We start from the raw sequence: 22904 nt of genomic DNA, 5'->3' as shown, positions 1-22904 counted from the left end.
GCTGGACCACCGAGATCAGGGCGATGCCGAGCGGTGGCCCTCTCCGCCGTCTGCTGACCGCGTTCCCCGCGATGCTGGCCAGCGCGGGGCTCGTCGACCGCGAGAAGGCGACCGCCGCGACCGACCTCGCCGCGCCGGTGATGGTCACCGGCGGCCTCCGCATCCTGCTTCGCCTCGCCGACTTCCTGATGGTCGGCCTGGCGCTCGGCGACGCGGCCATCGCCGGCCTCGAACTGGGCTTTCAGTACTACTTCGTCGGGTTCGGACTCTCGCTAGCGGTCTCCTCGGGGACGATTAGCGTCGTCTCGCGGCTCCAGGGAGCCGACCAGCCCGAGCGGGCGAACCTCGCCGTCAAGCAGTCGCTGTGGATCGCGCTGCTCATTTCCGTTCCGCTGTCGGCGATCTGCTGGCGCTATCCGGAGCTACTCGTGGGCGTGCTCACCGACGACCCGGCGACCATCCGCTTCGGCGCGACGTATCTCGCCATCGTGATGCTGTCGCTGGCCCCGCGATTCTGGAGCATGGTCGCCGCCCGCGCGCTGGCCGGCAGCGCCGACACCCGGACGCTGATGTACGTCCGCCTGCTCACGCTGCCGACGAACGTCGCGCTCAACGCCGTCCTCATCTTCGGGGTCGGCCCGTTCCCCGAACTCGGCATCGCCGGCGCGGCGTGGGGGACGACCATCGCGAACACGCTCGCGGCGGTGATATTTCTCGGGCTCCTGCTGTCGGGCCGGTACGTCGTCACGCTCCGGCCGGGCGGCCCGCAGTTCAGCGCCGACCTCGTGCGGGAAATCGTCCGCGTCGCCCTCCCGCTGACCGGGATGCGCCTGCTCCAGACGTTCGCCCGCTTCCCGTTCCTGTTCATCCTGGGCGTGCTGGGGACGCCGACGCTCGCGGCCTACGCCATCGGCCGCCGCGTGATGCTGCTCGCGCTGATGCCGGCGTGGGGGTACGCGACCGCCGCGTCGACGCTCGTCGGGCAGTCCCTGGGAGCCGGCGACGAGGGCGAGGCGACCGCCTATGGCTGGCAGTCGCTCCGGGTGGCACTGGCCGTCCAGCTCGTCGTGGCGCTCTTGCTGGTGGTTCTGGCCCGCCCCATCGTCGGCCTGTTCGGGACCGCCTACCCCGACCTGGCGGCGGCGTTCGTCCGCGTGTTCGGCCTGCTCGTCGCCGGCTTCTCGATTTCGCGGACGATGCGGGGGAGCCTGCGGGGCGCTGGCGACACCCGCTGGCCGCTGTACGGGACTGTGCTGGGCGGCTACTGCTACCGGCTCCCGGTGGCCGCGCTCGCCCTGCCGTCGTCGTTCGTCGTGACGGTTCCGGTCCTCGGTGTCGCCGTCTCACCGGGACTCGGCCTCGGGCTCCCGGCGGTGTTCGCCGCGCTCGTCGGCGACTTCTACCTGAAGGCCGCGGTCAACGCGGGCCGGTTCTGGTCCGGCGGGTGGCGTGACGTGGCCAGGCAGGCGGGCGTGGGTACGGCCGACGACTGAGCCCGTCTGCGGGCCGCCGTCGACCGCTCACCCGACCTGCGCGACGGCCTCGACCTCGACGACGGCCTCGGGTGTCGCCAGCCCGCTCACCTCCACCATCGTCGCCACGGGACGAACGTCGTCGAAGAACTCGCTGTGGGCCTCGCCAACCCGTTCCTGGTCGTCGATGTCGGTGACGTACATCCGTGTCTGGACCACGTCCTCGATGGACGCATCGAGATCTGACAGCGCGTCGGTAACGATATCGAAAGCGTGTTTCGTCTGTTCGTACGGGTCACCCGGCGCGACGACCTCGCCGTCGTCGTCAGTGGCGATGGTGCCGGCGACGCGAACAGTGTCACCCGCACGTATCGCCCGCGAGTACCCGACCTGTTGCTCCCAGTCGGTGCCTGTCGAAGTGCGTTCGCGGCGCATACTCGACGAACACTGCGGACCCCGAAAATCGTTTCTCAAGTTTTAATGTCTGGCCCGGGATACTCATTGACATGAGCAAAGCCACGAAAATCGTCCTCGGAACAATCGGCGTGTCAGCACTGCTGTCGATCGGTATCGTCATCAACCTCGCTCTGTTCTCGGCGTAGATGTTCACCGAGCGTTCACTGACCGGCGAATTGCCGGCAGTACGTGCGGCCTACGCCCCGGAGACGCTCGTACTGAACTGCGACCGTGACTTCGAGACACTGGACCCCGCAGTCGCCGAGGAACTCCTGCTGGTGACCGACAGCCTCGATCAGATCTCCTACGACGGTGCGTCGCTCCCGACCACAGCGCCAGAGGTGCTACAGGAGTACATCGGAAACAGCCTCACTATCGGGATGCCCGGCGACGGCGGCGTCGCCTGGACGCGCCAGACGGTCCCGCCCTGCGTGTTTGTCAAGCCGCGGCTGGAGACCTCGCCGGACGAGTTCGTCTCGTTTCTCGTCGCCGAAGCGCTGGTCGAGGTCAGTCTCGACGAGCCCGAGCATTTTCTGGGCTTTTTTGCCGAGCAGTATCCGGCGTTCGTCGCTGCCACTGACGACCACCTCGACGCCAATGCCCGGTACCAGCTCGCAGCAGCCCTTTACACGGCGTACCTCGGGCTCCAGACCCGCGGGGAGTTCACCGACTGGGCCGACGACTACCCGGACCTGTACGCGGCGTGGGACGACGCCGGCGAGCGCCTGCAACCCCGCCTCGAAGACCTCCCCAGCGAGATTGCACAGGGCCAGACTGAGTTCGCCGCGGCCACCGAACTCGCCTGCAGTGGCGTCAAACACGGTCTGGACCTGCCCGCGCCGTTTGCCGCACTCGACACCGACGCGTATCTGGAGTACGGCGCTGACTACGCCGTCCAGTGGGCCGAGACGACCTTCGAGAAGATGGAGTGACTCAGTCCCGGGGCGGTTCGACAGTGAACGGGAAGCCGACGCCGAGTTCGGGAATCCGATAGGTGAACTCACCGGTCACGTTGGTCGAAAAGTCCACTTCACTGAACTGTTCCCGGCCGCCTGCCGGGATATTGCCACTGAGGTCCCGTTCGAGTTCGACCGCATCCACTTCCTCGTGGTCGACAACCACCGCATCGACGGTGAGGCTTGAATCCCGGTCGCTCACGTTCCGGATATTGTACGTCAGGTCGAACGGCTCGTTCACCCGGATGGTGTTGGGCTTTTCGACCAGTTCGAGTGCAACGTCGCTCTCACCAAGCGGTTCGACGATATCAAACTCGACTGTCACCGGGTCGGCCGTTGTTCCGTATTCCGTGGCGTTAATCACCAGTTCTATCGTATATCGTCCAGTGTGCCAGTCACTGGTATCGAATGCGAACCAGCCTTCGTGTGAAACAAACGCCGAGCCGTCCTGAACGACAGCGTCGGAATCCATCGAGGACCGGTCGAGTTCAGTATCGTCGTCGTCGTATACTGTCGCCTGGATAATAGCCGACACAGCTCCGTCCTTGACCGGGAGTTCGTATTCCAGCCCGACGATGACTTCTCCCCCGAGGCCGACGCTCCCGATATCCCGGGCCAGGTCCGTGTATCGCTCCCGTTCTCGAAGCAGTCCGGCATCGGTGATAGTCGCTTTCGGGTCGGGCTCCGGTGTCGGTGTATCCGTCGGCGTTTCTGTGACGCTCTCCGTCCCGGGAGAATCCGTCGCTGTTGTGCTCGTCTCGCCGTCAGTACTTTCCTCACCCGTGGTACAGCCAGCCAGCAGTGTGAGGCTGCTCCCGGCAATCGCAATATAATTTCGCCTATTCATGAATTGAACCTATTTAGTTTGGGTGCAAATTATCTTTCGGTTCGGTGTCGCTGACCACAAGTCAACCCCGTTACTGAATCTGTTCATGGAGAGCCAGAGACGCAATCGTCGTGACGGTACGGCAACGGCTGTTTACAAGAGTGTACAATGTGATATATCGTATTACAACCGCTCCAGCACCGCGTCGGCGTCGTAGTTGAGCGTCAGCTCCCGCGAGCGGCCCCGTCCCTCGACGTTTGTGTAGTCGGCATCGATGATGTCGAGCTGGTCGAGCTTGTTGATAATCTCGGAATAGCGAGTGTAGCCCAGATCCGTCTGCTCGGAGAAGGCGTCGTAGATGTCGCCGGCCTGCTGGCCGTCGTGGGCGGCGATGACCTCCACGAGCGCGGTCTCGGAATCGGACAGTTCCCGCAGCCGGCGGGAGAGGTGGACGTACTTGGACTTGTCGTACGCCGCCTCGACGTCCTCGGTTTCGACGGAGCGGGAAGCGCGCCGTTCGGCGTTCATTCCGGCCCGGCGGAGGAGGTCGATACCGACCCGGAGGTCACCGCCCTGTTCCTCGGTCAGTTCGGCGACACGGTCAAGCACTGTGGGGCCGACGACGCCCTCGTTGAACCCCCGCTCGACGCGCTCGCCGAGGATGTCCGCGATTTCGGCCTGGCCGTAGGTGTTGAAGTACACTTCCTCGGGGCGGAACACGGACTGGACGCGGGTATCGAGCGCGTCGATGACGTCGAGTTCGAGGTCCGAGGAGACGCAGATGACGCCGATTTTCGCGCCCGAGTGGGCCTCGTGGGCGCGCAGCAGCGAGTACAGCGTGTCGCTGGCCTCGCTCTCGTAGAACAGGTAGTTCACGTCGTCCAGGGCGACGACGAGCACCTCGTCTTCCTCGACGAGCTTGTCGGTAATCTGGGAGAACAGTTTCTTGAAGGAGATACCCGAGGACGGCGGCTCGTAGTCGAATATCTCGGCGAACAGCCGCGAGAAGACGGCGTAGCGCGTCGAGTCCATCTGGCAGTTCACCCGGACGGTCTTTACCTCCGTCTGGGCGGTGAGTTCGTCGAACAGAATCTGGACCGCCGTCGTCTTCCCCGTCCCCGGCGGCCCGCGGGCGATGACGTTGAGCGGGCGCGACCCCCGGACGGCCGGCCGGAGCGCGTACTTCAGCGTCTCCATCTGGGTGTCCCGGTGTTTGAACGTCTCCGGGAGCCAGTCGATTTCGAAGACGTGTTCGTCCCGAAAGACGGACTCGTCCCAGCCGAGCATCCGGTCCTCGGGGTCGTCGCTCATCACTTTCACCGAGCTTCGCGGCGCACTTAACCATTTGCCACAGGTTCACGAGCAGTGACAGGACGCGGTCGCTACTCGAACTTCGAGAGGAGGTCACCGTAGAAGCCGTCGTCGTCGCCGTCGTCGGCGAGTTTCTCGACGATGAGTTCCGGGGTCGACCGGGCGAGTTTGCCCTTGACCGGCGAGCGGTTCACCCGGAGTTCGCCGTCGACCAGCCCCTCCGCCTCGATGCCGTCGACGGCGAGGTCGGACTCGGCCGCGTCGCGGATGTCCTCGGCGAGGTGGGAGACGAAGACGGCCGTCGCCTCGCGCTCGCTCAGGGATTCGAGGATACCGGCGATGATGGTCGCCGCCGCGCCGGGTTCGGTGATGGATTCGAGTTCGTCGACGAGCACCATCACCGGCCGGTCGGCGCTCACGTCCGTCACGAGCCCGCCGAACTCCCGGAGCGTCGCCTCGAACGCGCCGGCGTCGAGCGTGCCCTGCGTCTTGGCATGGTAGTGGAGTTCCGAGACGCGGCCGACGCGGGCCGACTCCGCGGGGACGGGCAGGCCCATGTGGGCCAGCGTCGTCACCAGCGCGACGAGGTCCAGCGTCGAGGTCTTCCCGCCGCTGTTGACCCCCGAGAGGACCGTCACACCCTCGACGGCGTAGTCGACCGGTTCGACTTCGTCGAAGGGCACGTCGAGCAGCGGCGAGCGCCCGCCCTCGATGGCGACCCCCTCGGATTCCGTGAGGTCGGGCATCGTGCAGTCGAAGTCCGCGGCGAAGCGGGCGATTGCCAGTTCCACGTCGAGTTCCAGCGCCGCGTCGACCAGCGCCGCGGCATCCTCGCGCATCTCTGCGAGGTCGTCTGCGAGCGCCCGCTTCCGGCGGGTGGCGCGCTGGTCGCGCGCGGCGGTCAGTTCCTCGCGGAGGCGGGCGACGACGTCCTCGCTGTGTTCGACGGGGTAGGCCGGTTCGTCGGGGAACGCCCGGCGCGCCGTCGCCTCCATGTCCCGGAGCGCCAGCGCGTCGACGAGGTGGTCGCGGGCCTTCTCGACAGCCGCGGCGTACTCGTCGGCCAGTTCGCGCTGCAGGAGCGAGTCCACGCCCGCGCCCCGCTCGACCAGCGACAGCAGGTCCGTCCCCTCGATGGTCACGTCCTGCTCTTCGATAGCTTCCCTAAGGTGGTCGTTGGCGACGCTCTCGGCGGTTGACACCGCTGCGTCGAGGTCGTCGACGGCGGTGGCGAGCCGGTCAAGCTCCTCGTCACCGCTGACGCTCCCGTCCTCGTCGAGTTGGTCCAGCGCCGACAGGAGCGTGTCCAGGTCACACGGCGCATCGAGGTCGGCAACGCGGTGGACCTCTGCGGCGGCCCGTATCCGGTCGCGATTGCGGGCGAAGAAAGTGAGCACGCGTTCGGGGACGACGGACGCGGGCTCTTCGAGCGCGTCCGGTTCCACCCGCACGTCGCCCTCGATGTCGACGCCGGCGAAGGCTTCGTCGAGCGCGACGACGGTCGAGTACGACCGGGCAAGCTCGGCCAGCTGACGGGCGTCGTCGACGACCTCGACGCTGACCTCCGGAATCGCGGCCTGCGCGTCGGCGTAGCGCTCGGCGTCGCGGGTCGCCAGACACCGGTCCCGCACCTGCACGTCGCCGGGTTCGGCCAGCGGTTCGACGGCCGACAGGGCGTCCAGAACCGCTGCGTCGGGTTCTCGCTCCATCGCCGCCTCGGCGAAGGCACGGACCTCCTCGATACGGCTCCGGACGCCGCTGGGATAGATCGTCGCCAGTCGCTTCGCGGCGTAGTCAGTCACCGTCCGGTCGGTCAGCAGCGCCAGCGCGTCCTCGTGGATTTCCCGGGCGCGTTTCGTCGCGGCGAACCCACCGGGGTCGTCGTGTTCGGCCCGAATCGCGCCGCGAGCGATGCGGGCGGCCCGGCCCTCGCTGATGCCCGGTGCGCGTGCGAGCGACGCCACGTCGCCGTCCCGGAGTGCCGCCTCCGGGTCGTCTAATTCCCGGAGCGCCGCGGCTGTTTTCGCCCCGACGCCCGGAACCGATTCGAGCTCCATCTGCCCGCCCATTCGACGCCAGCGAGAAAAAACCCGTTGCCAGCGGCTCCGGAAGCAGCGGAGCGGTCAACCGCCCCGGCTCAGTCAGTCGAACACCGAACGCGAAGGCGTTTTTGCGCTCCACCGAGAAAGACGTTCCATGTCTGCTGTTTCGGAGAAGCTAGCGGCCGCCCGCGAAGACCTCAAGTCGCGAGACGGCGTGCTCATCGCCTTCTCCGGTGGTGTCGATTCGAGTGTCGTCGCCGCGCTGGCCCACGATGCCCTCGGCGACGACGCCATCGCCTGTACCGCCAAGTCCGAGACGCTGCCCGCTGCCGAGTTGACGGACGCCACCCGCGTCGCCGAGGAGATCGGCATCCGCCACGAGATCGTGGAGTTCTCCGAACTCGACAGCGAGGAGTTCATCCAGAACGACGACATGCGGTGTTACCACTGCCGGTCGATGCGGCTGGGTGCGATGTACGACCGCGCTCGCGAACTCGGCATCGACGTGGTGTGTGACGGCACGAACGCCTCCGACGTTGGCGAGGGGCACCGCCCCGGCCTGCGCGCCGTCGAGGAACTGGACGCCTACTCGCCGCTGCTGGAACACAATATCGAGAAGTCCGAGGTCCGGGAGATCGCCCGCGAATACGATCTCTCCGTGGCCGACAAGCCCTCGATGGCCTGTCTCTCCTCGCGGATTCCGACGGGCCTCGAAGTCACCGAGGAACGGCTCTCCCGCGTCGAGAAGGCCGAGCGACTCCTCCGGACGTGGGGCTTCGAGCAGTTCCGCGTGCGCGACCACGACGGCCTCGCCCGCATCGAGGTCGGCGAAGCGGAACTCGAAACCGCACTTGACCCCGACTTCGTTCGCACCGCCCGTGACCACATCGAGGACTGCGGCTTCGACCACGTGACGCTTGATCTCCACGGATACGAAACCGGTAGTGTGAGCCCGGAAACGGAGGAGCCAGCCGAAGAAGAGACTGAGGACGTGGTCAGCAACGTCTTTGACGCCGATTATCCGTCCGTCGACTGAAAGACGCCCGCTCAGTCCAGGAACGTCCGCCAGCCGGTCATCTCCTCGTTGACCAGTTCGGGGCTGTCCCCATCGAGCCGAATCTCGTTGACGGCGCAGTTCGGCTGTGAACTCTTTGCCAGCGCCGCGTCCGGGTCGCTGTCCGTGAGCTTCGCCAGCAGGACTTTGATGACGCCGCCGTGGGTGACCACGAGCGTCGTCTCGCCCGTGTCGGTGGTCGCAATCGCTCGGTCCCACCCCGATTCGACCCGTCCGCGGAAGGTCGGGATGCCCTCGCCCCCCTCTGGGGCCGCATCGAGCGAGATGACGCTTGCGTCCGGGTCGTGGTCGGGAAACTCATCGAGCAGTTCGTCGGCGTACAGGCCCTGCATGATTCCGAAGCCGCGCTCGCGCCAGTCGGTGTCGAACGCGCGGTCGGGCAGGCCGCCGTAGCCGTCGTCGGCCGCCGCGGCCGTCTCGCGGGTGCGCCGGAGGTCCGAGGCGAGGACGCGGTCCACGTCGTAGCGGTCGTCGAGCCATGTACCGAGCGCCGTAGCCTGCTTCTGTCCCCTGTCGGTCAGCCGGCTCGGGGCCCACCCCTGGATGCGCCCGTCGCGGTTCCACGTTGTCTCGCCGTGCCGGGCGACAAGTAGGGTTCCCATCTTATTCACCCCGGTTTCGCCAGCGCGCGACGGCGATGGTCCCCTCGTAGAGGAGGACAAGGCCGCCGGCGACGGCGATTGCGGCGTTTCGTGGGAGGCTGAACTGGTTCACGAGGCGGAACAGCGTCGGGTCGGGACTGCCGAGATAGCCGGCGACGATGGCGACAGCCCACACTGGCAGGCGGGCGGCCCGGAAGCCCCGCCAGAGCCGCACGGAGCCGTAGTAGTTCTTGTTCACGTACGCCAGCGCCTCAAACAGGACAATCATCCCGCCGCCGACGAGCATCGGCGTGGCGTTCCCGAGGCCAACAGCTGCGAGCGTCTCAGTCACGGTGGCTGGCAATTGCTCGTAGTAGCCCGTCGGGACCGGCGCGGGGCTGAGGACGTAGCCGGCGATACCGGCGGTCAGCCACGCGACCGGACGGCGAGCGGCGAGGTCGTCGGCGGTCGGCACCGGCGACGTGCTGCCGGTCCAGCGAAGGAGCAGCAGGGTGCCCTCGAACAGGCCGATCATCGTCACAGCGACCATGAGCGGAGCCATCCCGGTCGGGTCGGGGCTGAACAGGAACGCCACGGCGGCGAACCCGCCCCAGAAGTACAGCCGCCGGTCCTGGAGCCACTGGCGGGTCGTCACGCCCATCATCACCGCGAGCATCACGAACAGCGGAATCTGGAAAATGAGCGCGAACAGCCCGAGCATCAGGATGATGAGGTTGAACGTCTCGCTCAGGCCGAAGGCGAGGTCGGCCGCGCGGTCGGAGTAGGTGATGAAGTAGTCGAACATCGCCCGCAGGACGGCGAAGTACGCGAAGCCGACGCCGACCGCGGCGAGGACCAGACTGGTCGGGACCGCGGCCAGATAGTAGCGCCGCTCGCGGGGGTACAGCCCCGGCCGCATGAACAGGTACGTCTGGTAGACGAATACCGGCAAGGCGACAATAAAGCCGACTAACGAGGAGACCTTGAGACGCGCCAGAATGAGCGCGAGCGGGTTGTACACGTTCGGACAGTCAGCGCCATCGACGACACTGCCGTCGGCATTCGTCGCAACCTGCCCGCAGGCCTCGGCTGGGCCGTCAAGGAATGAGTACCACAGGAAGTTGATGAGTTCATCGGAGTACGGCAGGGCGATGACGGCGACGACGGCCATCACGCCAACGACGACGAACAGCCGCATCGCCATCTCCTCGACGTGGTCGGCCAGCGGCATCTCCTCGTCGTCGGGTGCGCCCTCGTCGACGATATCGGCGTCTGGATCGTAGCTGGACGGGGTCGAGCCAGCCCCGTGCGTCGGCGTGGCGCTGCCGCCAGCACCGGCCGGCGAGGGCGTGGACTTGCCCCAGTCGGTCGGCACGTCCGCCGGGACAGCGGCGGCGATATCCGACGCATCTCGGTCGAACAGCCCATCGCTGGATTCGGCTTCGGTCGGCGCGGCGTGCGAGCCGACAGTGTCCTCGTCGCCGCCGGCCGGCGCGGGGCCAGGACCCGTCACGTCGTCCGTCTCCCGATTAGCATCGGCTTCGGCCACGGGGTCAGTCGGGGGCGACGAATCGTCGGACTCGGTATCGGACGGTAGTGGCGGCTCATCGGGCCTGCGCCGCTCGTCGTCTGCGTCACCGTCCTCCATCTGTCCCGGGCTTAGACGGTGGGTGTTGTAAACTTTCTTTTCGAGCAGTGGCTGTCACCGGGATGAATAAATTGATAACGCCCACTGGGCTAGGCACAGAGAAGATGGCGAGTGCTATCGACGAGGACACCGTCCAGACGGTTCAGAGCGGACGGGCGACGCTCGGCGCGATGCTTCGCTCGGCGCAGGTGCACCTCCAGAAGGTGTTCATCGTCTTCGTCATCGGGATGATCGGCACGATCATGGGACTGCAGTACGGCGTCTGGGACACGCTGCGCGCCGATCTCCTGTACTCGCAGATGGACCTCACCACGCAGGAGGCCACGAGCATCGTCGCGGTCACGCCGTTCGACGTCATCCTCCTGCAGGTGAAAATCGGGGCCGTCATCGGGATTTTGCTGTCGCTGCCGCTTTTGATCTACTTCGGCCGCGACGGGCTCCGCCAGCGGGGCTGGTGGCCGGCCGAGCACATCCCGACCTGGAAAGGCGCGCTGTTCGTCACGATCAGCCTGGGGCTGTTTTTCGGCGGTGTCGCCTACGCCTACGAGCTGTTCTTCCCGCTGATGTTCAACTTCCTCGCCGGGGACGCGTTCAAGGCCGGCTTCACCCCGCAGTACTCCATCGTCAAGTGGTTCCAGTTCGTCTTCCTGCTGGCCGTCTCCTTCGGACTCGCCGCCCAGTTGCCCCTCGTGATGACGGTGCTTTCCTACACCGAAATCGTTCCCTACGAGACGTTCCGGGACAAGTGGCGCTACGCGGTGATGGGGATTTTCGCCTTCGGGGCGCTGTTCTCGCCGCCGGACCCCTTCACCCAGATTATGTGGGCCGCGCCGCTGTGTGGTCTCTACGGTATCAGCCTCGCGCTGGCGAAGCTTGCAATGTTGGTCAGACGCTCCGGTGACCTCGTCAGTACCAGTGCCGTCGCCCGAGAGCACTGGAACACGATTCTCGGCGGTGCAGTGCTTGGCGGCGGTGTGGTGTACTACGGCCTGGCGACGCCGGCGTTCCAGTACATCCAGCAGTTCGCTGAACTGTTCCCATCCGACCGGCTCACCGGTGACATTCAGCCGCCGGCGCTGTTCGGACTCCCGGTCGAGAGTACAGCAGTACTTCTCGCCGTCGGGTTCGGCGTCATCGGTGCTGTCGTCGTCCTGTACTACCACGTCCTGACCGCGCTCTCGGAGAAGGCCGGTCCCGGGCAGGTCGGCGACCCGACGGCCATCGACATCGGCGAACTCAACGCCTCAGCCGTCGAGGTCGCACCGCCCGAAGTGTTCGAGGAAATGAGCGAGGACGAGGCGCTTGCGCACGCCGACCGCGCTCTTGCAGACGACAACAAGGAGAAAGCGCAGGCCGTCCTCGACCGCTGGGACATGGCCCACGAAGACGACGCCGAGGGCGAGAGCGGTGATGCCGCGGACGGGACCGCTGAAGCGGAGGCGGAGGAGGAAGCGGGCGTGTTCACCTCGACGACCGCCGGCATGGTCGACGCCTTCACCGAGGACGAGACCACCGAAGACGAGATCGGCGGGTACTACTACGACATCCAGTTCATCCTCAGCGCCTTGGCTTCCCGGGCGTTCGTGATTCTGGGCATCTTCGGCGCGGTACTCGCCGCCGCGTTCCTGTTCCTCTATCAGGGCGGCATCGGAACGATTCAGCGGACGTTCGTCAGCCGACTCCCGCCAGAGATGGCCGCCGACGTGAGCATCGTCACGCTCCACCCCGTCGAGCACCTCGTGTTCATCGTCAAGTTCTCGACGATACTCGGGGCCGTCTCGGTCATTCCCGTGGTGCTGTACTTCGCGTGGCCGGCGATGCGCGAACGGGGCCTGGTCATCGGCAACCGCAACATCCTGGGCATCTGGGGCGGGACGCTGTTCGCCGCGCTCATCGGCGGGAGCCTGCTCGGGTTCCTCTACGTGGCCCCGATGACCATCTCCTGGATCGCCTACGACCAGCTGAACTCGAACATGGTCATCGCTTACCGCGTGAGCAAGTTCGGCTGGCTCGTGTTCTTCCTCACCATCGGTATCGGCCTGCTCGCCGAGATTCCGGTGACGATGTTCCTGTTCCACAAGGGCGGTATCATCCCATTCCACCTGATGTACGAGCGCTGGCGCGAGGTCGTCATCGGCATCGTCGCCCTCTCGGCGATTCTCTCGCCCAGCGGCATCTTCACGATGTTCCTCGTCGGCATCCCGACGGCGCTTGCGTACATGCTCGGCCTCGGCATCCTCTGGGTGTACACACTCGGCGGCCGGCGGTCGGCGAACCGCCGCAGCGAACCCGCCGACTGATAGCTGTTCGTAGCGGCGACACGTAGACCGTTGTTCGACGATTATTGTGCCGCCGTCCCGGTCGCGGAACGCGTAGTGATACTCGTAACGGCCCGTACCCTCGATGACAAGCCCCCGAGACTCCTCATCTTCTAGCCTGAAGCCCCAGGCTTTGCCCCCGTCCGGCCTGTCGTGCGTGCAGTAGATTTCGTGGTTTCCGGAAACTGCCTGCAAGTGGACGCCCTCTCCGGACTGAATAGCGCTACTGTCTGGCGCGACGTGGTTTTGCTCGTCAACGCCCAAGCGGATCGTGTTCTCACCGGCAGATGTGGGGGTCGCTGTCCGTTCCGCGGTCGTCAACTGCGCGTCTGTCCCACTGCGACGTTCGGTCGCGTATCGTCTTGTTCGGCACTGTTCTCACTGCGACAGCCCGCACTCCCGAGTGCCAGCAGGACACTGCCGAGTACTGTACGTCGTTTCAATCTGGAAACGTTTCAGAGATTAAATAACGGAATAGAACATATCGGATAGTTGTCTCGGCATATACCGTCCATCGAGGGCGATACGCCCGGTCGGCAAACCGCAGTGGCTAAGCATATGCTCAATATATTCTCCAGATATGCCCAAGATAAGCGTCGAAGTCCCGGCCGAACTACTGAACGACATCGACAAGCACGTCGGCGAAGACGGGAAGTTCGTCAATCGGAGCGAGGCTATCCGCGCTTCGGTGCGAAAGACGCTTGACATGCTCGACGACATCGATGAACGGCAGGGACGACTCGACGATGAGCAGTGAGCGGTCAGAGGCGGTTCGCGTCGGCCTCGTCGCGCTGTTCGTGACAGCGCTGGTCACCTCGCAAGTGACCGCCTCGAAGCTGCTCGCGTTCTCGCTGCCGTTCTCGCTCCCGCTTGCCGGGTCGACGCTTGTCCTGCCCGGAGCGGCACTGGCATACGCGCTGACGTTCTTCGCTTCCGACTGCTACGCAGAACTGTACGGCCGGCGGGCTGCGACGGTCGTCGTCAACGTCGGGTTCGCGATGAACTTCGTCCTGCTGGCGCTGGTCTGGAGTACCATCTTCGCGCCCGGCCTCCCGCAGGCGGCACAGCCGGTCGACCTCGCGGCGTTCCGTAACGTCCTCGGGGCCAGCACGGCCATCGTCGTCGCCAGCCTGTCGGCCTACGTCGTGAGCCAGAACTGGGACGTGTTCGTCTTCCACTGGCTCAGGGACCGAACGGACGGCGAGAAGCTCTGGCTCCGCAACATCGGTTCGACAGCCACTAGCCAGCTTATCGATACGGTCATCTTCATCGGTGTCGGCTTCATCCTGTTTCAGGGCGTCCCGCCGGCCGAGGCGCTGGCACTCATCGTCGGCCAGTACCTGCTGAAGCTCGCTATCGCCGTCCTCGATACGCCGTTCGTCTACGCTGTCGTCGGCTTCGCTCGCCGAAACGACGTTGTTACGACCCCAGCGAGCGCCGACTGAAAAACGACTGCAAGCGGCTTATTCGACCGGTTCGGCGAACGCGTACCGGGGCTTCACGTCGTCGATTCGGACCTCGACTGTTTCGCCCTCTTCGACGCCGCTGACGAACACGGTGAAGTTCTCGACCTTTGCGATACCGTCGCCCTCTTCCCCGATGTCGTCGATAGTGACTTCGACGATATCCCCCTCGCGGACCGGCCCAGTCAGGCGGTGTTTCGCCACCAGATACAGCTCCGAAGAGGAATCCCGCGAGGCGTCGGGGCGGACCTCGCGGACGTACTCGAACTCCGGTTCGATGTCGGCGATGAGGGCGTCGAGGTCCTGACCGTCGAACACCTTCGCACAGAAGTCCCCGCCAGCGTCGAGCAGGTCCGTCGCCACCTCGAAAGCCTGCCGGACCAGATGGACCGACCGGGCGTGGTCGAGGTCGTACTGCCCGGTCATGTTCGGGGCCATATCAGAGATGACCACGTCGACCGGACCGCCGCTGCCGTCGCTCTCGCCGACTATTTCGCGGATTTCGTCTTTCGTGCCGTCCTCGGTCATATCGCCGCGGACGTACTCGACGGTCGGTTCGGGGCCCTCCAGATCGTCGATGGTCTGGCGGTCGACACCGACCAGCGTCCCGCGCTCGCCGATGCGCTCGGCCGCGACCTGCATCCAGCCGCCGGGCGCAGCGCCGAGGTCAACGACGGTCCGTCCCTCGCCGAGGAGGCCGGCTGTGTCGTCTAGCTGCTGGAGCTTGTAGGCTGACCGCGCGCGATACCCCTCCTGCTTCGCTCTGTTGTAGTAGTCGTCTTTGCCCGACATGGTTACCACACACCGCGTGCGTCCCGACCGCCGAAAGATGGCGAAATCACAGTCATAGTACCACGGACGCGGTCAGCGCTCAAATGGATGCCGACTCGGCGTTTCCGGTCACCACTGCACGCCGGCCGCTCTCAGTTGCCCCGAAGAGAACCGGAATGCCGACAGTTTCCGGGACTACATTACCACCTACCCGAACACGTTCAGTGCCGTTCTTACCGAGCAAGAACACGTCTCAGCGGCTGAGATTGCGCATCTCAGTATATACCGCTTACGCACAGAGTCCCATCTGTAGGAAGTGACCCCCCGATGTCAACTATTCCGACGGCGACGCGGAGGCGGGTGTTAGAGGCCCTGGGCGTCGGCACGGCCGCGCTTGCGGGCTGTGCCAGCGCACCGGGCGCAAAAGAACAATCGACCGAAGCGGAGACGACCCCACAGGAGCCAGCTATGAACGCCGCACAGCAGACCGACGTCGACCGAATCGCCGCGGACCCGACCGCGATCCCGGACCCCATCGACCGGTCGGAGCCAAAGACTGTGTCGGTGGAGATGACCACCAAAGAGCAAGTCGCGGAAATCGAACCGGGTGTCACGTACACCTACATGACCTTCGGCGATCAGATCCCCGGCCCGATGATCCGGGTCCGCCGGGGCGACACCGTCGAACTCACCATCACGAACGAGGAAGGAAACTCGATGCCCCACAACATCGACCTCCACGCCGTCCGCGGCCCCGGAGGCGGTGCTGAGGCGTCGATGGTCACGCCGGGCCAGACCAAGACGTTCCGGTTCAAGGCCACCTACCCCGGCGCGTTCATCTACCACTGCGCCGTCCCGAACCTCGATATGCACATCTCTTCGGGGATGTTCGGGATGGTCCTCGTCGAGCCGAAAGACGGGCTCCCCGAAGTGGACCACGAGTTCTACTTCGGCCAGCACGAGCTGTACACCACCGGCGAGGCCGGCGAGAAGGGGCACCACGACTTCGACATGGAGGCGATGGCGGCCGAGGACCCGACCTACGTTCTGATGAACGGCGAGAAATACGCCATCACGCCGGACCGATACGGCGCGCCGAGCATCTCGGTCGGCGACACCGCCCGCGTGTACTTTGTGGCCGGCGGGCCGAACCTCGACTCCAGTTTCCACCCCATCGGGTCCGTCTGGGACGAGGTCTGGCAGCAAGGCTCCATCGCCGGGCCGCCCAACAAGTTCGTCCAGACGACGCCGGTCAAGCCCGGGTCCTGTGCTATTGCGACGCTGCACGCGGAGGTGCCCGGCCCCATCAAACTGGTCGACCACGCGCTCTCCCGGGTCGCACGCAAGGGCATGATGGCCGTCATCAACCGCGAAGGCTCGGCAAACCCCGACGTGTTCAAACCGGAAGCCTGAGCGCGTCGCCGGAGTAACGCTTCGAACTGCCGCATCGCGTTCTAATCAGCCGACAGACAGTATCACTCGCGAACGCCGTTCCGCCCGCGGTCGCTCGCGCGCACGCGGTTTCAATGAGGGACTTTTTAATGGATGGGGGCATACTTCGGTTCAAGATGTTCAACGCCATCGTGAGCGCAGACACGCTCCAGGCGACTCTCGACTCTGTGAGCGTGCTGGTGGACGAGTGCAAGATCCACCTCGAAGAAGACGGGCTGGAAATCCGGGCAGTCGACCCGGCAAACGTTGGAATGGTCGACCTGCGGCTCGACGCGGCGGCGTTCGAGTCCTACGAGACTGACGGTGGACTCATCGGCGTCAATCTCTCCCGGCTCGAAGACATCGCCGGCATGGCCGACGCCGGCCAGCTCGTTCACCTCGATCTGGACGAGGAGACGCGGAAACTCCACATCTCTATCGACGGTCTCGAATACACCCTCGCGCTGATCGATCCCGACTCCATCCGTCAGGAACCGGACCTGCCGGATCTGGACCTCTCGGCGAACATCGTCATCGAGGGGAAAGACATCGACCGGTCGGTCACCGCAGCGGACATGGTCAGCGATCACATCGCGCTGGGCGTCGACGCGACCGAGGAACTGTTCTACGTCGACGCCGAGGGCGACACCGACGATGTCCACCTTGAACTCACCCGCGACGACCTCATCGACCTCACCCCCGGTGACGCCCACTCGCTGTTCTCGCTGGACTACCTGAAGAACATGAACAAGGCCATCCCGAAAGACGCCGAGGTCGAGATGGAACTCGGCGAGGAGTTCCCGGTCAAGATGCACTTCAGCTTCGCCGAGGGGCAGGGCCGGGTCACGTACATGCTCGCGCCGCGCATCCAGAGCGAATAACGACGGATGGGGTCCGCGCCGCCAATCCCAGCCACTGACTGGCTGCCCGACGACGCCGAGACGGAGACACTCTCCCTCCCAGACGGGCGGCGGTTAGCCTACGCCACCTACGGTGACGCCGACGGCTATCCGGTCCTCTTCTGTCACGGTACCCCCGGGTCACACGTCGCCGCACGGCTGCTTGCCGCACCGGCCTGGGAACGCGGCGTCCGCCTCATCGCCCCGGACCGGCCGGGTATCGGGAACTCCGAAGACGCTTCTGTCACACTCGAAGACTGGCCGGACGACGCCGCACACCTCCTGTCACACCTCGATGTCGACGCGGCTGGTGCCGTCGGCTTCTCCGGCGGTGGCCCGTTCGCGCTGGCCTGCCATCGATTGCCGGAGATAGAGCGGCTCGCGTTGCTGGGCAGCAGCGGCCCGCCGTCAGTCGGCACAACAGGGCGCGTCCAGCAGTTCGTAGGGGCACTGTCCAGGCACGCTCCATGGGCGCTCGGGCGACTGTTCCGGCTGCAGCGATGGGTTGCCGTCCGCCGGGACCCTGCTTACGCCGTCGGGTTCGTTGCCGAGGAGACACCGGAGACGGACGCCCTGGCAGCCGACGAGGTGGCACGGATCGTCCGTGCGGATATGCTCACGTCGATGGCACGCGGTCCGAGCGGGATCATCCGCGAGCAGCGACTGCTCTCACAGCCATGGCCGTTTGCCCTCGAAGACATTTCGGTCCCGGTTAGCGTGTTCCAGGGACAAAACGACGCCAACGTTGCCCCGTCGACGGGGAAGGCGCTCGCACAGCGACTTCCGGACGCTTCGTTTGAATCCGTCGACAGCGACCATCTCGGGACAGTAACAGCTGCTGGCGACGACGCACTGACCGCCGTACAGCGTCGCACGCGCGTCTGACGTACCGTTTTGTGGGTCGGGTGCTAACGGGCCGGTATGGAGAACCTCGGGGACGCGTACAGCAACCGGCGTTGGGAGGGGCGTGACCCTCGCCGTGTCGTTGCCGGTGCGACCCTGGGGTGTGTTGGCGCGCTGACGGTGGTCGTCGCAATACTTCTGGTGACGACGCCGCTGTCGGCAGTTGTCGGCGCAACTGAGCCCCACGCTGCCGAGAAACTCGGCGGGACACTGGGCGGCCTTGGCATTCCCGCAATGTTCCTGAGCGTCGTCGCTGTACTTCCCTCAAGCCGCCGGGAACAGAGCGGCGTCGCCGTCGGCGCGGTCCTCTGTCTGGTCGGTGTGGGGCTGTTTCAAACGGCATATCCCTACAACTGGACCGTCGGTGGGCAGACGCTAGCGTTCGAAACGACGATGGCGTACTTCATCGGTGCGTGCGTGGCGTTCTGGTTCGTCTTCACCGCGATGGCGAGCTTCCGACGACGGAACAACCCACAGGGCACGGTGAAACTTGAGATTTCGCACAAAGGCGAAACCAAGACTGTTGAGGTGTCCCCTGAAGAATACAGGCGCTACACGCAGGCGGTTCGCGGCGACGGCGGCACGACCGACGAGGTCATCCAGGAACTGGAGTCACGCATCGAGGAGTGAGGCGGGGTCGCTACTCGGCGGCGGTTTCGTTGCCGGGCCGGTCCGACTCCGTCACCGAGTCGCGGTCGGTCTCGTCAATCTCCGTCGTCTCGGCTTCGGTCTCCTCATCGTCATCGGTACTGCTCTCGGTATCATCTGCATCCGCACCGTTGCCGACCTCCTCGACGTCGACGTCCGTGCCGGCAACCCCACTTTCCGAGATGACCGGCAGGAGGTTGTAGCCGCCGTTGCCCTTCTTGACGACATTGATATCGAAGACGAACTCGACCGATTCGCCGGCAACGACCTCGAAGGGCTTGGTGAGCTGGAGCTTCTCGCTGGGAATCTTCACGTCGACGGACTCGCCGTCGACGACCCCCTCGACGGACTCCGCGTACAGTTCGATCTTGCTGTAGCGGCCCGCTTCGAGTTCGCCGTCGAGAACGCCGATGGCCCTGTCGCCGACCACTTCGGTGAGATCGACGGTCGCGCCGTCGAGGTCGCGGACGACGAAGCCGCCGTCGGCGTCCTCGTCCGCGTCGTCGTCCGGCGTCTCCGTCTCGGTCGGGTCAGTCGTCTCCGCCTCGGTCGAGTCGGCCGTGGCCGTCCCAGTCGGGTCGGCCGTGGCAGTTTCGGTCGCGGTGTCCTCCGTCTCCTCGCTCGCGCGGAAGATGCGGGCCCGCGAGAAGGAGACGTTCAGGGAGTCGAAGTCACCGATGGCCGCCGGCTGGTCGCTGATGAGGAGCCGGAACGCTCCGACAGCGCCGCCGTCGGCCATCGTCGCGTCGTCGCTGGTCCCATCGTCACTGGTCCCGTCGCTGCCGGAGTCGCTGGACCCCGAACAGCCGGCAAGGAGGCCGACACCGACGCCCGCGCCCGTCGCGATGAAGCGTCGGCGTCTCATCGGTGGTACTCCTCGGTTCGCGTCGTCGGTACGGTCGCTGTTGTGAGCGAAATCATTCCATCGCGTGGGAGGGTACTGGGGTGTATATGCCCCGCGATAGGTCAAACGATGTACGCGCCGCTGAACGGAATGAACGGTCTGGACGTATCTGAACGGTTTTACCCCCGTCGCTCCACGTCCTGATAATGGCAAACTCGAACGCGAAGGGCGACCGCCGGGAGCGCGAACTGGTCAACGCACTCGACGAGGCGGGATTCGCGGTGATGCGCGCGCCGGCGAGCGGCAGTGCGACCGAGCGGGAACTGCCGGACGTGCTTTCGGGCGACGGCGAGACGTTCTACGCTATCGAGGCGAAATCCAGTGCCGGCGACCCCATCTATCTCACCGGTGAGGAGGTCGAGGCGCTGCTGTTTTTCGCCCGGAACTTCGGCGCGAAACCCCGCATCGGCGTCCGCTTCGACCGCGAAGACTGGTACTTCTTTCACCCGGCGGACCTCCACACGACCGACGGCGGCAACTACCGCGTGAAAAAGGAGAAAGCTCTCTCCGACGGAACGGACTTCGATGAGTTCGTGGGTAACTCTCAGAAGGTCACGCTAGACGAGGTGGGCGACGACGGCCCTGACCAGAGCGTGCTGGACGTGCTGTCGGCCTTCGAGCGCGGCGACCTCGACAAGGAGGAAGCCGCAGCGATGCTGGAGTAGCGGTTCGCAGGCGTTCGGTTACTGGCTCCCGCCGCCGACGAGTTCGGCGTCTTCGACGCGGCGGAGCCGTGACAGGGGAAAGGCGTATTCTCGCGGTTCGGTCGCGCTGACGGCCTCGGAGAGATAGGCGGCCAGCACCACGAGGTCATTGGGCGGGTAGCCGTCGTTGGTGTCGTAATCGGCGACTGTCTCGTCCGTCGACTCGACGGTCCAGTCGGCGGCCGGCGTGTCGGTGACAGCCGTAACGACGAGTCTGTCGCCCGTCTCGCGGTCCCGCACGATGTCGCCAGCCGCCAGCCGGCAGTGTCCGCAGAGATGGGGCGTCTCCGCGTCCGCGGCGGCGAACGTGACGGTCCCACAGGCGTCACAGACCGCCCGTTGCTTGCCGGGCGGTGCGACCCGTCGTGCGGTAATTTCGATGGCGACGCGCCGGAGGTGTTTGCAGCGCTCGCCGCGGATGCGGTTGTCGGGACAGGAGCAGGACCGACGTGCGATGTCGACGAGGTACGTGCTGTCGCTTTCGGTCGTCACGGCGTACGTGCTGCCCGCCCGCGGCCGGACGGCCATGCGCTCGGTCCACGCGCGGGCGGCCCGGTCCGGGAGGGATCGGAGGTCCGGTGCAAGTGCGGTACTTTGCCGGTCAGCTGCTGGCTCGATGAGCGTCATAGGTGCGGACGCGGCTGTATGTTCCAATGCGTCCAGTTGAAACGTAGGTGCTACACGCTCCTAAATCGCTCGGCCAGCGGGCTCCGGCGCTTCGATACCCTTTTTGCCAGCCCTGTGAAATCGCAGAGCATGGATATCGAGCGGGAGACGCTCCTGCAAATCGTCATCTCGGCGGTCGCCGTCGTGCTGTTCGTCGGCGCAACTGTTACCGTCTCACAGATGTATCTAGATGGGTCAACCGTAGAGGCAACGGGCGGCTACGCGCTCATCGGCGCAATCGGGCTGTTCGTCGTGTTTATGACCGCTGCCGGCCTCTGGCTCGAACGCCAGCAGTTCTAGGCGTCAGCCTCTTCGTCGCCCTCGTCCTCACGCCAGTCGACCAGTTCCTCCTCGTCGGTGTCGTCTAACTTCTGCTCGTAGTAGCCCATGGGGTGAGAAATCGCCTCACAGAGGTCGTCCATGTTGACACAGTCGCCGTAGGACTGCATGGTCGAACACGCTGGCGTCGAGTACTCCGTGGGGCTGGTCTCTCCGCGAATGTGGTCGACCTGATACCGGGTGGCTTCCTCGCCGAAACCGGGGTTGACCTGGAACAGATCGACGATTTCGTCCGTCGTCATCCCGATGCCGACAAGGAAAGTCGCGATGGCAAACCGGGAGTGGTGTTCGAGATGCTCGCCCTTCTGGACCCGGTCGAGGAGGGACTTCATGCAGGGCGGGAACAGTTCCGGAACGACGGTGTCGATCTCGCGGGTGAGTTCCAGTTCCGAAAGTACTTCGTCTAAGCGGTCGACTTCCGCCGTCAGTTCGTCGGCGATGGCGTCGGGGACGTTGAACGGCAAACCGTCGGTGACCCGGTGACGGATGGCCTGCTTCAACAGGACGTTCAGTTCCTCGGCGGTGACCCTGACCTCGCCGTCGGCCAGTGGCCGATTGACCAGCCGCCAGGAGTCGCCCCGCTGGTCGGCCGCCAGATCGAGATACGCGCCGACCTCGACGCGGTACCCGTCGCCGGCGTCGCTGACAGCGCTCGCGAGGTCGAACTCCGCAAGCAGTTCCGTGCGATCCAGCGTCTCGCGCTGGGTCGATTTCAGTTCCGTCGTCGTTTCGAACTCCTCGGTGAACCGGTCGTACGCTGCCTCGGCTTCCGCCTGCGCGTACTTCCGGGTACAGATGTGGACGTCGACAAGCGAGACGAGCACGCGAGCGACCGGATACGAAAGCAGTTCGACGCGGGTCCGCCGGTGTGGCTCTCCGACGGTCCCGTCAGTGATTGCCGACTCGACCCGCTCCAGCGCGCGCGCCGTAACCGTCTCGTCCGTGGCGACAATCTCGCCTAAGTCCACCGCCGCGGCTTCGACAGCCTCCCGCGACCGCGCCAGAAAGGGGTAGCGTGCGTGGAGCGGTTCCATTACCACCACTTTTCGGATGGGAGCGAATAAAATTGCCGTCACCGGGACAGTTAGTGTCAGAGTTTCGATATCTGATTCAGCAGCGAAGGCGGCTAGACCGTGGGGCTATACACATAGACCCGGACCGGCGGCGAGTGAATACAGCTAGTAGACAAGCAGATACCTGCAATGCCCTATTGACAGAGTGTGGTAAGGACGCGGGTCGGCGACGACACTCGGTCCGGTCGGGGAACTGGACCAGTGTAGTCACTTGCGACGCGGTAGCTGCCAAACGACACACGAACACACCGATGACGCACGAACACGACACCGATTCACAAGAGGGCATCAGAGCGACGTTCGAAGAGTACGACGTCGGCGCGGATACGGTCGCCCACATCGGCGACCCCGAGAACCCGTCTGCGTGGATTCAGTCGACGGTCTTCGTTGACGTGACCGAGTAGCGCCAGTTCGCGGT

The 22904-nt window shown here is 65.3% G+C and carries 24 protein-coding genes; 14 read left to right on the top strand and 10 right to left on the bottom strand.

All coding sequences use genetic code 11. The features are described from left to right. Positions 1-23 precede the first annotated feature (23 nt). Complete coding sequence (locus tag AMS69_RS04795) at positions 24-1493, top strand: MATE family efflux transporter (protein WP_053966926.1); 1470 nt, start codon at positions 24-26, stop codon at positions 1491-1493. Positions 1494-1520: 27 nt separating this feature from the next. On the opposite strand, the gene AMS69_RS04790 is transcribed toward AMS69_RS04795, so the two are convergent. Continuing rightward, on the bottom strand, positions 1521-1907 hold the full coding sequence (locus AMS69_RS04790) for a RidA family protein (RefSeq protein WP_053966925.1): 387 nt from the start codon (positions 1905-1907) through the stop codon (positions 1521-1523). Positions 1908-1978: 71 nt separating this feature from the next. Here AMS69_RS04790 and AMS69_RS21250 point away from each other — a divergent pair, with 71 nt between their 5' ends. Beyond that, a complete protein-coding gene (locus AMS69_RS21250) occupies positions 1979-2074 on the top strand; it encodes a hypothetical protein (protein WP_420870597.1) in 96 nt (31 codons plus the stop codon). Further along, positions 2075-2860 (top strand): DUF7089 family protein, encoded by a 786-nt coding sequence (locus AMS69_RS04785; RefSeq protein WP_053966924.1) that lies wholly within the window; start codon positions 2075-2077, stop codon positions 2858-2860. A gap of 1 nt (position 2861) precedes the next feature. On the opposite strand, the gene AMS69_RS04780 is transcribed toward AMS69_RS04785, so the two are convergent. From AMS69_RS04780 to AMS69_RS04770, 3 genes are all read right to left on the bottom strand, one after another. Continuing rightward, entirely contained in the window at positions 2862-3731 is an 870-nt protein-coding gene (locus AMS69_RS04780; protein ID WP_053966923.1) for a hypothetical protein, read from the bottom strand. Positions 3732-3893: 162 nt separating this feature from the next. After that, a complete protein-coding gene (locus tag AMS69_RS04775; protein WP_053966922.1) occupies positions 3894-5021 on the bottom strand; it encodes an ORC1-type DNA replication protein in 1128 nt (375 codons plus the stop codon). 71 nt (positions 5022-5092) lie between these two features. Continuing rightward, on the bottom strand, positions 5093-7078 hold the full coding sequence (locus AMS69_RS04770) for a helix-hairpin-helix domain-containing protein (protein ID WP_053966921.1): 1986 nt from the start codon (positions 7076-7078) through the stop codon (positions 5093-5095). 139 nt (positions 7079-7217) lie between these two features. Here AMS69_RS04770 and larE point away from each other — a divergent pair, with 139 nt between their 5' ends. Next, positions 7218-8099 carry an ATP-dependent sacrificial sulfur transferase LarE gene (larE, locus tag AMS69_RS04765; RefSeq protein ID WP_053966920.1) on the top strand — a complete coding sequence of 294 codons (882 nt, stop codon included), beginning with the start codon at positions 7218-7220 and terminating at the stop codon, positions 8097-8099. An 11-nt stretch (positions 8100-8110) separates the two neighbouring features. On the opposite strand, the gene AMS69_RS04760 is transcribed toward larE, so the two are convergent. Beyond that, positions 8111-8740 (bottom strand): histidine phosphatase family protein, encoded by a 630-nt coding sequence (locus tag AMS69_RS04760; protein WP_053966919.1) that lies wholly within the window; start codon positions 8738-8740, stop codon positions 8111-8113. 1 nt (position 8741) lies between these two features. Then, the gene (locus tag AMS69_RS04755; protein ID WP_053966918.1) at positions 8742-10367 is read right to left on the bottom strand and encodes a twin-arginine translocase subunit TatC; all 1626 of its coding nucleotides are present in this window, start codon (positions 10365-10367) and stop codon (positions 8742-8744) included. 104 nt (positions 10368-10471) lie between these two features. On the opposite strand from AMS69_RS04755, the gene tatC reads away from it, so the two are divergent. The 3 genes from tatC (at position 10472) to AMS69_RS04740 (ending at position 14130) form a co-directional block, all read left to right on the top strand. Next, complete coding sequence (gene tatC, locus AMS69_RS04750) at positions 10472-12667, top strand: twin-arginine translocase subunit TatC (protein WP_053966917.1); 2196 nt, start codon at positions 10472-10474, stop codon at positions 12665-12667. A 598-nt stretch (positions 12668-13265) separates the two neighbouring features. Beyond that, positions 13266-13442: a ribbon-helix-helix domain-containing protein gene (locus AMS69_RS04745; RefSeq protein WP_004516031.1), complete on the top strand. Its 177-nt coding sequence runs from the start codon at positions 13266-13268 to the stop codon at positions 13440-13442. Beyond that, positions 13432-14130, top strand: coding sequence for a queuosine precursor transporter (locus tag AMS69_RS04740; RefSeq protein ID WP_053966916.1), 699 nt, complete (start codon positions 13432-13434; stop codon positions 14128-14130). The genes AMS69_RS04745 and AMS69_RS04740 overlap by 11 nt, the downstream gene beginning before the upstream one ends. Positions 14131-14148: 18 nt before the next feature. Here the strand turns inward: AMS69_RS04740 and AMS69_RS04735 are convergent, their stop codons facing one another. Then, positions 14149-14940, bottom strand: coding sequence for a 23S rRNA (uridine(2552)-2'-O)-methyltransferase (locus AMS69_RS04735; protein ID WP_053966915.1), 792 nt, complete (start codon positions 14938-14940; stop codon positions 14149-14151). 306 nt (positions 14941-15246) lie between these two features. Between AMS69_RS04735 and nirK the strand changes: the two genes are divergently transcribed. The 4 genes from nirK (at position 15247) to AMS69_RS04715 (ending at position 18782) form a co-directional block, all read left to right on the top strand. Beyond that, the gene (gene nirK / locus AMS69_RS04730; protein ID WP_053966914.1) at positions 15247-16332 is read left to right on the top strand and encodes a copper-containing nitrite reductase; all 1086 of its coding nucleotides are present in this window, start codon (positions 15247-15249) and stop codon (positions 16330-16332) included. 155 nt (positions 16333-16487) lie between these two features. Next, positions 16488-17231 (top strand): DNA polymerase sliding clamp, encoded by a 744-nt coding sequence (locus AMS69_RS04725; RefSeq protein WP_004516027.1) that lies wholly within the window; start codon positions 16488-16490, stop codon positions 17229-17231. A 6-nt stretch (positions 17232-17237) separates the two neighbouring features. Continuing rightward, the gene (locus AMS69_RS04720; protein WP_053966913.1) at positions 17238-18134 is read left to right on the top strand and encodes an alpha/beta fold hydrolase; all 897 of its coding nucleotides are present in this window, start codon (positions 17238-17240) and stop codon (positions 18132-18134) included. A 36-nt stretch (positions 18135-18170) separates the two neighbouring features. Continuing rightward, on the top strand, positions 18171-18782 hold the full coding sequence (locus AMS69_RS04715) for a DUF7139 domain-containing protein (protein ID WP_053966912.1): 612 nt from the start codon (positions 18171-18173) through the stop codon (positions 18780-18782). Positions 18783-18792: 10 nt separating this feature from the next. Here the strand turns inward: AMS69_RS04715 and AMS69_RS04710 are convergent, their stop codons facing one another. Further along, positions 18793-19665, bottom strand: a complete 873-nt coding sequence (locus AMS69_RS04710) for a DUF4382 domain-containing protein (protein ID WP_202904513.1) — start codon at positions 19663-19665, stop codon at positions 18793-18795. Positions 19666-19850: 185 nt separating this feature from the next. Between AMS69_RS04710 and hjc the strand changes: the two genes are divergently transcribed. Then, entirely contained in the window at positions 19851-20369 is a 519-nt protein-coding gene (gene hjc, locus AMS69_RS04705; protein ID WP_053966911.1) for a Holliday junction resolvase Hjc, read from the top strand. Positions 20370-20387: 18 nt separating this feature from the next. Here the strand turns inward: hjc and AMS69_RS04700 are convergent, their stop codons facing one another. Then, the gene (locus tag AMS69_RS04700; RefSeq protein WP_053966910.1) at positions 20388-21035 is read right to left on the bottom strand and encodes an SWIM zinc finger family protein; all 648 of its coding nucleotides are present in this window, start codon (positions 21033-21035) and stop codon (positions 20388-20390) included. A gap of 129 nt (positions 21036-21164) precedes the next feature. Between AMS69_RS04700 and AMS69_RS04695 the strand changes: the two genes are divergently transcribed. Then, positions 21165-21374 (top strand): DUF7472 family protein, encoded by a 210-nt coding sequence (locus AMS69_RS04695; protein WP_053966909.1) that lies wholly within the window; start codon positions 21165-21167, stop codon positions 21372-21374. Here AMS69_RS04695 and priL read toward each other — a convergent pair. After that, a complete protein-coding gene (gene priL, locus AMS69_RS04690) occupies positions 21371-22447 on the bottom strand; it encodes a DNA primase regulatory subunit PriL (protein WP_053966908.1) in 1077 nt (358 codons plus the stop codon). The two genes, AMS69_RS04695 and priL, sit on opposite strands and share 4 nt — an antisense overlap. A 290-nt stretch (positions 22448-22737) precedes the next feature. On the opposite strand from priL, the gene AMS69_RS20520 reads away from it, so the two are divergent. Beyond that, positions 22738-22890, top strand: a complete 153-nt coding sequence (locus tag AMS69_RS20520; protein ID WP_170082586.1) for a DUF7331 family protein — start codon at positions 22738-22740, stop codon at positions 22888-22890. Positions 22891-22904: the final 14 nt, after the last annotated feature.

The sequence above is a fragment of the Haloarcula rubripromontorii genome, assembly GCF_001280425.1.
GTDB classification, from domain to species: domain Archaea; phylum Halobacteriota; class Halobacteria; order Halobacteriales; family Haloarculaceae; genus Haloarcula; species Haloarcula rubripromontorii.
The sequence above is the reverse complement of the archived record's forward strand: the minus strand, read 5'-3'. Positions and strand labels throughout refer to the sequence as shown.